At 29.7% G+C, this 11,855-nt stretch carries 11 protein-coding genes, 2 pseudogenes and 1 riboswitch; of the genes and pseudogenes, 2 read left to right on the top strand and 11 right to left on the bottom strand.

Annotation, left to right across the window (positions count from 1 at the left end; genetic code table 11):
• Nucleotides 1–227: 227 nt before the first annotated feature.
• From BM384_RS11385 to groES, 10 genes and pseudogenes are all read right to left on the bottom strand, one after another.
• The gene (locus BM384_RS11385) at nt 228–446 is read right to left on the bottom strand and encodes a hypothetical protein (RefSeq protein WP_090013720.1); all 219 of its coding nucleotides are present in this window, start codon (nt 444–446) and stop codon (nt 228–230) included.
• A 57-nt stretch (nt 447–503) separates the two neighbouring features.
• The gene (locus BM384_RS11380) at nt 504–1,085 is read right to left on the bottom strand and encodes a GrpB family protein (protein WP_090013721.1); all 582 of its coding nucleotides are present in this window, start codon (nt 1,083–1,085) and stop codon (nt 504–506) included.
• Nucleotides 1,086–1,104: 19 nt separating this feature from the next.
• Nucleotides 1,105–1,646: pseudogene (locus BM384_RS11375) on the bottom strand (CatA-like O-acetyltransferase, family 3).
• Between the two features lie 101 nt (nt 1,647–1,747).
• Nucleotides 1,748–2,478: pseudogene (locus tag BM384_RS11370) on the bottom strand (GNAT family N-acetyltransferase).
• Between the two features lie 370 nt (nt 2,479–2,848).
• The gene (locus BM384_RS11365; protein WP_139232099.1) at nt 2,849–3,124 is read right to left on the bottom strand and encodes a hypothetical protein; all 276 of its coding nucleotides are present in this window, start codon (nt 3,122–3,124) and stop codon (nt 2,849–2,851) included.
• Nucleotides 3,125–3,533: 409 nt separating this feature from the next.
• Nucleotides 3,534–5,075 (bottom strand): glutamine-hydrolyzing GMP synthase, encoded by a 1,542-nt coding sequence (gene guaA / locus BM384_RS11360; protein ID WP_090013717.1) that lies wholly within the window; start codon nt 5,073–5,075, stop codon nt 3,534–3,536.
• A 61-nt stretch (nt 5,076–5,136) separates the two neighbouring features.
• On the bottom strand, nt 5,137–6,591 hold the full coding sequence (guaB, locus tag BM384_RS11355; protein ID WP_090013715.1) for an IMP dehydrogenase: 1,455 nt from the start codon (nt 6,589–6,591) through the stop codon (nt 5,137–5,139).
• Nucleotides 6,592–6,739: 148 nt separating this feature from the next.
• Nucleotides 6,740–6,837, bottom strand: a riboswitch (purine riboswitch).
• Between the two features lie 78 nt (nt 6,838–6,915).
• Entirely contained in the window at nt 6,916–7,299 is a 384-nt protein-coding gene (locus tag BM384_RS11350) for a type II secretion system protein (RefSeq protein ID WP_090013714.1), read from the bottom strand.
• 119 nt (nt 7,300–7,418) lie between these two features.
• Complete coding sequence (groL, locus tag BM384_RS11345; protein ID WP_090013712.1) at nt 7,419–9,038, bottom strand: chaperonin GroEL; 1,620 nt, start codon at nt 9,036–9,038, stop codon at nt 7,419–7,421.
• A 21-nt stretch (nt 9,039–9,059) separates the two neighbouring features.
• A complete protein-coding gene (gene groES / locus BM384_RS11340) occupies nt 9,060–9,344 on the bottom strand; it encodes a co-chaperone GroES (RefSeq protein ID WP_090013710.1) in 285 nt (94 codons plus the stop codon).
• 421 nt (nt 9,345–9,765) lie between these two features.
• Here groES and BM384_RS11335 point away from each other — a divergent pair, with 421 nt between their 5' ends.
• Nucleotides 9,766–10,062: an HNH endonuclease gene (locus BM384_RS11335; protein WP_090013708.1), complete on the top strand. Its 297-nt coding sequence runs from the start codon at nt 9,766–9,768 to the stop codon at nt 10,060–10,062.
• An 82-nt stretch (nt 10,063–10,144) separates the two neighbouring features.
• Here BM384_RS11335 and BM384_RS11330 read toward each other — a convergent pair whose 3' ends face one another.
• Nucleotides 10,145–11,038 carry a DNA-3-methyladenine glycosylase family protein gene (locus tag BM384_RS11330; RefSeq protein ID WP_090013707.1) on the bottom strand — a complete coding sequence of 298 codons (894 nt, stop codon included), beginning with the start codon at nt 11,036–11,038 and terminating at the stop codon, nt 10,145–10,147.
• Between the two features lie 201 nt (nt 11,039–11,239).
• Between BM384_RS11330 and BM384_RS11325 the strand changes: the two genes are divergently transcribed.
• Nucleotides 11,240–11,746, top strand: coding sequence for a hypothetical protein (locus tag BM384_RS11325; RefSeq protein ID WP_090013705.1), 507 nt, complete (start codon nt 11,240–11,242; stop codon nt 11,744–11,746).
• The last annotated feature ends 109 nt before the right edge of the window (nt 11,747–11,855 follow it).

The following is an 11,855-nucleotide window of genomic DNA, read 5'->3' as shown; positions in this document are numbered from 1 at the left end:
ACTTGACTGTAAAATTTTTCAAGCAAAAATGCACTATCATAGTTTATAATTAATAATTTACAATAAATGTAACTCTTTGCTCTTTTACTTCTTCTAAAGTCATTGCCTTATATGCTTCATACTTAACAACTTCCTCATCAGAAAGCTATTCATATAAATCTTGTAAATCCTCAATCTTATTTGTACTAATGTATCATTTAAATAAATAAGAATTCTTAAATAATATTTTACCAGCAAAAAAATTCGTCTAAATCTTCTAATGCTCCTTTTAATTCAGGATCCTTCTCTCGAGCAATAAAATTAGATAATTGCATCATTTCTTCCTCTTCAGGCTCACATTCCATAGTATATGAAAGTTCCAACAAGTTCCTTAATAACATGCTCTTTTTTGTTTTTTTATGACTCATACAGTATTTCTCAATAATAATTCTTGAATATTCATCCATAAATTACTCACCATCCTATTTAGTATTTATTTAGATACAAACTATATTTGCATATATCTAAAACTTAATTTCTCCATATTTATTTTTATAAACTTCCTTAGCCTTCATCGTGTACTTTATAATGAAGTCACTTTTTGCATTAGTATAACCATCTCTATCATACTCATACTGATGCCACAACTTAAGCTTCATATTTTCATAATCTTTTGCTACATCACTATGTTCATTAAGATAATCTCTAAAATACAGTTCATTATTATCTCCCTGAAATCGTAAATGTAAATGGAACACTTCATCAGCAAAACCTTTATTGGTATATCCTGCATTAAAGGATATTTGTTTTTCAGACTCCCACATTTTAGTATAACCATTGTTTGCAATCACATTTGCAACAGCATCCATATCTTCATCAGATGCAATTTCCACAAGAATATCCACAATAGGTTTAGCCCATATATTTTTTATTGAAGTACTTCCAATATGGCTTATTCTCACAATCCTATAAGGTGATAAAATTTCTTTCAATTTTGTAGCAGCAGTTTCATATTGTTCTGCCCATTCCTCTTTGTGTTCAGTAAGAAATATAGGAAATAGCTCCCACAATTCTTCTAATGTCATTTCAGATAATTGTTTTTCCATAGTTTTACTCCCATAAACTTTAATTAACCAACTTATTAATTTCTTCTTCAAGTAATATAAATACTCTTGCAACTGCGTATCCATCAGCAATAGCATGCTTTAAACGTACACTAACAGGCATTTTCCATATACCATTTTCATACTTTCCCCAATTAATAATTGGATTAAAAAATAGATGTCCATCTGGCAGTTCAATATTTAAAGAATCATAAGATATCCAAGGAATAAAGGATGTATCAAACCAGTTTGGATGATTCTCCATATCAAGCCTATATTCCCTTGTCATTTTTGCTTCTTCAATATCTTTTAACGTATTATTATAAAAAACTTTATAATCCTCATCATATTCAGTGTATGCCAAGGTAAAATTCTCTGTATCCTCATGAAAATATACTGTGTAGGATTAATCTTATCATAGCAAATCAATTCATTTATCTGATATATCCATGCCATTTTATAATCATCTCTTGAATTAAGAACCTTGCAGAGTACATATAAGAAATTTATATAAAACTTAGAATCTGTACTTTTTGAAAACTCTCTTAATTTTGTAACATCTATTCTATGTGTTATTGATGTAGAGCATTTTCAATCCTTTGTAAAATGGTCAAATACACCTTTGCAATTACTTGATATTTCATTTTTTATATCCTATTTTTGAACTAACTATTTATCATTTTTAAGAATTTCTTTTCAGATAATATTTCATTGGTAAGATATTCGCCATTGTAAAATAAAGCATATGTGGTAACTGGAGTTGGTGCATTTTGTGCTTCTTCTTTGGTTTGGATATGAATAGAATGGAACTTAATATTATTCTCTTCCGCTATTTTTTTATGCTAGGAACATACTTTGCTGTAAATGGACATTGATTTGTATAGTATAAGACATATCCTTCCTCATCTATATGGGCTTTCTTTGCATTATCTTTAAAACATGGAATATCTTCTTTTTTATCAAAGGGTAAATCCCATAGCTCTATCCCATTTTCTAATTCATCACATACTGAAAAGCCTTTATATTTAAGGAATTTAGGATCTGCTAAAAATGGGCGTTTCTTGGCTGAAGATAAAATACATATTCCTTTTTTTCCTTTTTTCTTGCAATCAGAAATACAAGCCTCAAGTAAATCAGTTGAATAACCATGCCCCTTTAATGAACCAGATACCCACAAGCAATCAATATACATATAATATTTAGCATTAATCGGAACCCAGGCATTCTCTGCAGGCAAATATTCAATAAAACATTTTCCACGCTCTGTACTTTTTAAGAAAACAAGTCCTTCATCAAGTCTTTCTAAAAGCCATGCTTTCTTGGATGATACTTGAATATCTTTATTATTAGAAAGAGTACAACAAATATGCTCTTGTTCAAGATTTTCCTTGGTTATATTTAAATATTATACCATATCTTTTTCTATTATAGCATTTTTTGCAAATTATCCTCCTATATGTGTTGTTAAGGAATAATCTTTTTGATGTTTATCTATTCTCATATTGACATTTTGTTAGTATAAAAAATGAGAACCCTCTAAATATTAAGGGTTCCCATAGTTTTTCCATTATTCGAACTCAATATCAACAACTATATACTGTGTATTTCAAAAACTTCAATTCTATATATTGTGTTTGCATTTTATGTATTTCATACATTTCTTTAACTTAAAAAGGAAAACGCAACGATTTTGCAACTTTAGTTCAGTAGTACAAACATAATTTAACTTATTTTTTACTCAAACAAACCAAAGGCTAAATTTCAAGTTAACCCACCATAAATTCTTTCATAAATTCAGAAAGTCGTAAAATATCTTTTCCAAATACAAATATTCTGTATACATTTCTATGTTTTAAACTATAATTCGGAATATCATTTCTTTCATAATAAATTCCCATCTTACTTAACTCAGTTTCTGCTCGAGTAATATTTTCAATAGACCATGACCACGCTACTAAATGTGACTTGTTCCATTTATTTTTTTCTAATGAACTTAACGCATAGTCAACAAGTTCTTTCTCATTATCAAAACTTTTAAGCACATTCAAATTCCCCATTTCGGAATATCCAAATATATATTAGAATCCTCTTTGTTGTATTACAGTTCCTTCACAAGCCCTATGCTTTCCAATTGATAATTCATTAAATGAGTAACATTCTTGTTCCAAATATTTTTCCAATTCATCTAATGTATTCATATAATCTTTTCCTCCAATTATTCATAGAATCAAAATCTTTTCTAACTAATATTTCCCTATTATATCCATTTCAGTATACCATAATACGGCTTCATTCGAAAAAGATATCGTATTCTTGTATATTCAAAACTAGCTTGGAAAGTTCATCCAATCTCGTCTATTGAAATATCTAATAAATTATTATTTATAGAAAAAATTTCTCAACACCAAAAACGGGAAGCCTCTATTTTCAAGGCTTTCCGTCATTTCTTTATTATTCGAACTCAATAGTAGCAGGTGGTTTACCAGTACAATCATAAAGTACTCTATTAACACCTTTAACTTCATTTACTATTCTAGTTGTTACCTTTCCAAGTACTTCCCATGGAAGGTCAGCTGATTCTGCTGTCATGAAATCACTTGTAAGTACTGCTCTTAAAGCTACAGCATAATCATAAGTTCTTTCATCTCCCATAACTCCAACAGATCTCATATTAGTTAAAGCTGCAAAGTATTGACCTAAGTTCTTATCTACTCCTGCCTTTGCAATTTCTTCTCTGTAAATTGCATCTGCTTCTTGAACTATTTTAACTTTTTCTGCAGTTACTTCACCAATAATTCTTATTCCAAGACCTGGTCCTGGGAATGGTTGTCTGAATACTAAGTATTCAGGAATTCCAAGTTCTAATCCTGCTTTTCTTACTTCATCTTTAAATAATAATCTAAGAGGTTCAACTATTTCTTTAAAATCAACATGGTCAGGAAGTCCTCCTACATTGTGATGTGATTTTATAACAGCTGATTTTCCAAGTCCACTTTCAATTACGTCTGGATAGATAGTACCTTGACCAAGGTAATCTACAGCACCTATCTTCTTAGCTTCTTCTTCAAATACTCTGATGAATTCTTCACCAATGATTTTTCTCTTAGTTTCTGGATCTTCTACACCTTTTAATTTAGCATAGAATCTATCTTGTGCATTTACACGAATAAAGTTTAAGTCGTATTGTCCATTTGGTCCGAATACAGCTTCTACTTCATCACCTTCATCTTTACGAAGTAAACCATGGTCAACAAATACACATGTTAATTGCTTACCTACTGCCTTTGAAAGTAATACTGCTGCTACTGAAGAATCTACTCCACCTGATAAAGCACATAATACTTTACCGTTTCCTATCTTTTTACGTAATTCTTCAATAGTTGTTTTAACAAAAGAATCCATCCTCCAGTCACCAGCGCATTTACATACATTAAATACAAAGTTTGAAATCATTTCTTTACCTTGTTCTGTATGCATAACTTCTGGATGGAATTGAACAGCATATAAATTCTTTTCTACATTTTCCATAGCAGCTACTGGACATACTGGTGTATGTGCAATAACTTTAAAGTTTTCAGGTGCTTTTTCTATGTAATCTGTATGACTCATCCAACAGATAGTTTTTTCTGATACACCTTCAAATAATTTTGAATTAACATCAACATCTACTTCTGTTTTACCATATTCACTAACTGGAGCAGTAGCTACTTTACCTCCAAGAACATGTGCCATAAGTTGAGAACCGTAGCAGATTCCAAGTATAGGTACTCCTAATTCAAACATTTCTTTATCACATAAAGGAGAATCTGGAGCATATACGCTGTTAGGACCACCTGTAAAGATAATTCCCTTTGGATTCATTTCCTTTATTTTATCAATACTTAATGTATGTGGATGAATTTCACAGTAAACACCACATTCTCTTACTCTTCTTGCAATTAACTGATTGTATTGACCACCAAAGTCAATAACTAGAACTTTTTCTTTATCCATGCTATCCTCCAATAATTATATTTTTTAATACATATAATTACATTTTACAACTTTTTCTATACTATTGTCTAACACTATAGTTTGGTGCTTCTTTAGTTATGCTTATATCATGTGGATGACTTTCTCTTAATCCATTAGCTGTTTGAGTCACAAATGTAGCTGTTTGATATAATGTTTCAAAATCTTTTGATCCTAAGTAACCCATACCTGATCTAATTCCTCCAAGTAATTGGTATATTGTATCAGAAACTAAACCTTTATAAGCAACTCTTCCTTCAACACCTTCTGGAACTAGCTTTTTATTTCCTTCTTGGAAGTATCTATCTTTAGATCCACAAGCCATTGCTGCTAATGATCCCATTCCTCTATATACTTTGTAACTTCTTCCTTGATATATTTCAGTTTCACCTGGTGCTTCTTCACATCCTGCAAGTAATGAACCCATCATAACTGCACAAGCTCCAGCTGCCATTGCCTTAACTATATCTCCTGAATATTTAATACCACCATCAGCTATTACTGGCACTCCATATTTTCTACCTGCTTCAACACAATCCATAACTGCTGTTAATTGAGGTACACCAACACCTGCAACAACTCTTGTTGTACATATAGATCCAGGTCCTATACCAACCTTAACACAGTCAGCACCTGCTTTTATTAAATCTTCAGTAGCTTCTGCTGTTGCAACATTACCAGCTATAATTTGAAGTTCTGGATATACTTTCTTTATTGCTGATACTGCATCTAAAACTCCTTTTGAATGACCATGTGCTGTATCTAATGTTATAACGTCAACCTTTGCCTTAACTAAAGCTTCAACTCTTTCCATCATATCTTTAGTTACACCAACAGCTGCTCCACAAAGTAATCTTCCTTTTTCATCTTTAGCAGCATTTGGATAAGCTTTTGTTTTTTCTATATCTTTTATAGTTATTAATCCTTTTAACATTCCATCTTTATCTACTAAAGGTAACTTTTCAATTTTGTGTTTTCTTAATAATTCTTTTGCTTCATCTAATGAAGTATTTTCTGGTGCAGTTACTAAGTTTTCCTTAGTCATTACATCTCCAATTTTTTTAGTATAATCAGTTTCAAATGTTGTGTCTCTATTTGTTAATATACCAACAAGTTTTCCGTTAACTGTTATAGGTACACCTGAAATTCTATATTGAGACATTAAGTTTTCTGCATCTTGTAATGTATGTTCTGGAGTTAAAAATATTGGATCTGTTATTACTCCATTTTCTTGTCTTTTAACCTTATCAACTTCTCTTGCTTGAGCTTCTATAGACATATTTTTATGTATAATTCCAATTCCGCCTTCTCTAGCTATTGCTATTGCCATTGTAGATTCTGTAACAGTATCCATTCCTGCACTAAGCATTGGAATGTTTAATGCAATTTTCTTAGTTAGCTTAGTTTTTAAAGATACCTCTCTTGGTAATACCTCAGATTTATTTGGTACTAAAAGTACATCATCAAATGTGTAAGCTTGTTTAATTATTCTTGCCATGTTTACATCCTCCCTTATTTTAAATAAAACAATTCATCTTCACTTAAAAATGAATTTTTTCCTTCATTTTTTAATTTATTTTTGAGTATAAAAAAAGCATATTAACTTTCTAAGTGAAGTTAATATGCTGCAATATGCTAATTATAATCAGATATATTAATTCACTCATAGTCAGAAATTTACGGCTTCTGGTAGATACTCCCTGCCTTATTCAGGGTATATACGAGTTCTCATATGTATGTTGTTTTTAGATTAAATTTATTATAATGTATAGAACTTCCAAAGTCAATAGAATTGAAAGTAAAATTGCATTTTTATAGCAGATTATGTAATATGTATTTTTCCATCTTTCATTTTGAAAGTTTTCTTTCCATTTAATACTTCCTTCATATCTTTATATGTCATATTGCTTTCTATAGTTTTTATACAAGAAACATCAATCATTTTGCCATCTATCTTGGAGCATATAGAACTATATTTTGCTTCATCATTAATAACACTACTTGCTAATATATTATAATCTTCAATAGCTAAAACCACTTGTCTTACATCATCTAACGCTTTTACTTCTTTAGCAGTCTCCACTGAATTAGATACCTTAGGTAATATCATAGTAAATAAAATTAATGTTATTCCAAGTACAGCTAATAACTCAATTAATGAGAACCCATCTTTCTTATCATTATATGTATTTGTTTTAAATTTCATCCTTATCCTCCTTAAATTTCTTAATGACTTTATTATGATTATTTCCTTATTATAGATTTTTAAACAAAAAAAGATGCCTAAAAATTTTAGGCATCTTCAAATAATTTATCTAATTTATTTTAGTACATTCCGTCCATTCCTGGCGCACCTGGCATTGCAGGTTCCTTTACAGGAATATCAGCTACTGCTGCTTCTGTAGTTAAGAATGTTGAAGCTACTGATGCTGCATTTTGAAGTGCAGATCTTGTAACCTTTGTTGGATCTACTATTCCAGCTTTAATCATATTCTTATATTCATCTCTTAATGCATCGTATCCAGTTCCAGTTTCACTGTTCTTAATTTTTTCAATTATTACAGAACCTTCTACCCCTGCATTAGAAGCAATTTGTCTCATTGGTTCTTCAAGAGCTCTAACAATTATATTAATACCAACTTGTTCATCTTGAACATCAGAAGTTAATTTAGCTACTTCATTAATTACATTAACATAAGCAGTTCCGCCTCCTGGTACTATACCTTCTTGTACAGCTGCCTTAGTTGCATTTAGAGCATCTTCTATTCTTAATTTTCTTTCCTTAAGTTCAGTTTCAGTAGCTGCACCAACTTTAATAACAGCAACTCCACCTGCAAGTTTTGCTAATCTTTCTTGAAGTTTTTCTTTATCAAATTCTGAAGTACTATCTTCTATTTGAGTTTTAATTAATTCTATTCTATCTTTGATATCTTCTGAGTTACCTTTTCCGTTTACAATAGTTGTAGTTTCTTTAGTAACTTTTACGCTATCAGCTTGACCTAACATGTCTAAAGTTGTTTCTTTAAGGTCTCTTCCTAATTCTTCAGAAATTACTTGTCCTCCAGTAAGAATAGCTATGTCTTGTAACATTTCTTTTCTTCTATCACCAAATCCAGGAGCCTTAACAGCAACACATGTAAATGTTCCTCTTAATTTATTAACTACTAATGTAGCCATTGCTTCTCCTTCTATATCTTCAGCAATAATTAATAATTGTTTACCTGTCTTAACTATTTCCTCTAATACAGGAAGTATTTCTTGGATATTTGTAATCTTCTTATCTGTAATTAATATAAATGGATTGTCTAAAGCAGCTTCCATCTTTTCATTATCTGTTGACATATAAGGAGATACATATCCTCTATCAAATTGCATACCTTCAACTACATCAAGTTCAGTACCCATTGACTTAGATTCTTCAATAGTAATAACTCCTTCATTACCTACCTTTTCCATAGCATCAGCAATAAGGTTTCCTATTTCATCATCTGCAGCAGATATTGCAGCAACTCTTGCTATATCTTCTTTACCGTTTACTGGCTTAGATATGTTTTGAATTTCTTTAACCGCTTTTTCAACAGCCTTTCTAACACCATTTCTAAGTAACATTGGGTTAGCACCTGCAGTTACGTTCTTTAAACCTTCTCTTATTATAGCTTGTGCTAAAAGTGTTGCAGTTGTTGTTCCGTCTCCAGCTACATCGTTAGTCTTTGTTGCAACTTCTTTAACTAATTGAGCTCCCATATTTTCATATGGATCTTCTAATTCTATTTCTCTTGCAATTGAAACACCATCATTTGTTATTAGTGGTGCACCAAACTTTTTATCTAAAACTACGTTTCTTCCTTTTGGTCCTAAAGTAACCTTTACAGTATCAGCTAACTTATCTACACCTACTTGCATAGATCTTCTTGCGTCTTCACCAAATTTTAATGTCTTTGCCATTTTTAAATCCCTCCTAAAATACTATTCAACTATAGCTAAAATATCTTCTTGTTTTAAAATAGTATATTCTTCACCTGAGACTTTTACATCTGTTCCTGCATATTTAGAATATAGAACTTTATCTCCAACCTTAACTTCCATTTCTACTCTTTTTCCATCTACTAAAGCTCCAGGTCCTACAGCTACTACTTCTGCTTCTTGAGGTCTTTCCTTTGCACTTCCTGTTAATACTATTCCGCTTTTAGTAGTTTCTTCTGCTTCAAGTTTTTTTATAACAACTCTTTCTCCAAGTGGTTTAATATTCATAATAAAGCCTCCTCATTCAAATATATATATTTTTTATTAATATCTTTAATTAAGTTTATTTATTAATCCTCGTATTAGCACTCACTCATATCGAGTGCTGATACAATTATAATATATCCAATAACCATAATATTCAAATATATAAATAAATATTATTTTTTTAAATATTCATATATTTCTATATTAACTTAATTTATACCAAGTATTCAATGTTTTTTCTTTCATTTACTCTTATTTTGCATATATTTCTCATCAAAACTTATTCTAAAGTATTACTTGTCTTTTTTATCATTAACATTTCTAGCATTAATTATACTAGTGATTTATATTTTCCCCTTAGGTCTTCCCCCTCTTTGATTTTTTAAATAAAAAATGTTATAATCTCTCCAATTATTATTCTATTAAACAAGGTGATTATTTTATGATAAAAAAATATAAATGCCAGCTTTGTGGAAGAGAAACTACAGAAATAACTAAACATCACTTAGTTCCAAAAGAAAAAGGCGGAAAAAATTATACTACAGCTGACTTGTGTAGGACATGCCATGCTCAAATTCATGCCCTTTTTACTAATATTGAATTGTCATCAAGACTATATACAATAGAAAGATTAAAAAAAGATGAGAAAGTTCAGCGTTACTTAAAGTTTATTGTAAATCATCCTGGTGATGCTTACATACCTATTAAAAAATCAAAATCAGCTAGACGAAAAAGATAGAAAAAATTATGACTATAATAATATACATAAAACAGAGTTATATCTAACGATTAAATTTTCATTAGACATAACTCTTTCATTTTTAATCAATTCTTATTTTATTCTCTCTTGCGTAATAGAATAAATACTGCTGTGCAAATCCAGCTACATTTCCAAACTTATTTCTTGCAAATATTCTTATCTTATTTAATGATCCTTCTTCTGCATTATAAAAATACATCATAGCTCTCTTTACCCATACATCTACTGGGAATGCAGAGTACTTTCCCATTGAAAATAGCATTATACAATCAGCCACCTTAGCCCCTACTCCCTTAAATGCTTGCAGAGCCTTATGACATTCATCAGCATCAAGGGAAGCAATATAATCTAAATCATACTCTTTATTTTCTTTACTATTATTTACGTTATCTATTGTATCTAATATGTACTTACTTCTAAAAGATGCTCCTGTTTCTTGAATTTCTTCTAAAGTTGCATCTTTTAACATCTCTGCATTTGGGAAAGTATAATACGTTTTTCCTTTATACTCTATAGAATTTCCCCACTTCTCTGATATTTTCTTTATTGTTTTCATTATTGAAGGAATACTATTTCTTGCTGAAACAATAAAACTTATTAAAATTTCAAAGTAATCTTGATTTAAAATTCTAATACCATATCCAAACTCTACACTTTTGCTTAAAATTTCATCACTAGCAAGCTCCTCTTTAACCTGACTATAGTCTCTATCTAAATCAAAATAATCAAACCATATATCATTAAAATCATCTTCATTTGTATTATATATTGTAACTTTATCCCCTTCTTGAACTACTTCTATAACTTTTCCATAAGCTACTCCTATATAATCTAGCTCAGCAGCCTTTTCCCATCTAAAGCACTGACCACACTCTACAATTTGTTTTATATTAAAGTTTTTTACTCCTTCTAAAATTACTTTATCATCTTCAAAATGTACATTATTATAATCCATTCAATCACCTTTTTTCTTTACGTTCTTTTTTATATTATATATTATTTAACAATTACTATTAATTATACCATGAATTAATGATAATAAGTATTTATATAAATTTTAACTTTTTAAATAATATTTTTACATACGATAAACACTCTTCATGTTATAATCTCCCTAAGAATGATTGATAAAAATAAATTATTTTTGGAGGTAAAGATGAATAATTTAATACCTATTAGCCACTTAATATTTAACGAAAATGTATCAATTAAATTTAATAATATATTAGAGGGCCTTGATAATTTTAATAACTTTGAAATAAAAGGTACTGAGCTTAATGGTGGTGAAAACACTATTATAGATTTTCTAACAGAAATATTTGAACTTAATGATAATGAATGTTTTATAGATTTATATTTAAATAATTTAGATGGTCCTGGAAAAAATAATCTTTTAAATATGTGCTGCCCTGATGATAAAGACATGATTATTAAACATATTAACTTAAACCATAATGAACCTTATTATAAAGTTAAAGATAAATCTCTTATTCCATTTCTAGCAAGACTTAATACACGAGAAGTATTTTTTGTTACATTTTACTTCACAAAGATTCCTCTAACTATTTGGGGAAATTATAATATGACCTTTCCTTGTTTTTCAGACAAAGAAAACAATATAGATTTCTATAAGAACATTGCAAAAAGTTATAACTTATTATAAAAAAGATGGGGCTGTAAAAAAAGGTCCTAAAAGTTAAACAACGATACCAGTTTAAAAACTGGCATCGTTGTTTTTTCGTATATTCTTATTTTTTAACATTTATTTCTTA

The organism is Clostridium sp. DSM 8431, assembly GCF_900116755.1.
GTDB lineage: Bacteria > Bacillota > Clostridia > Clostridiales > Clostridiaceae > Clostridium.
The sequence above is the reverse complement of the archived record's forward strand: the minus strand, read 5'-3'. Positions and strand labels throughout refer to the sequence as shown.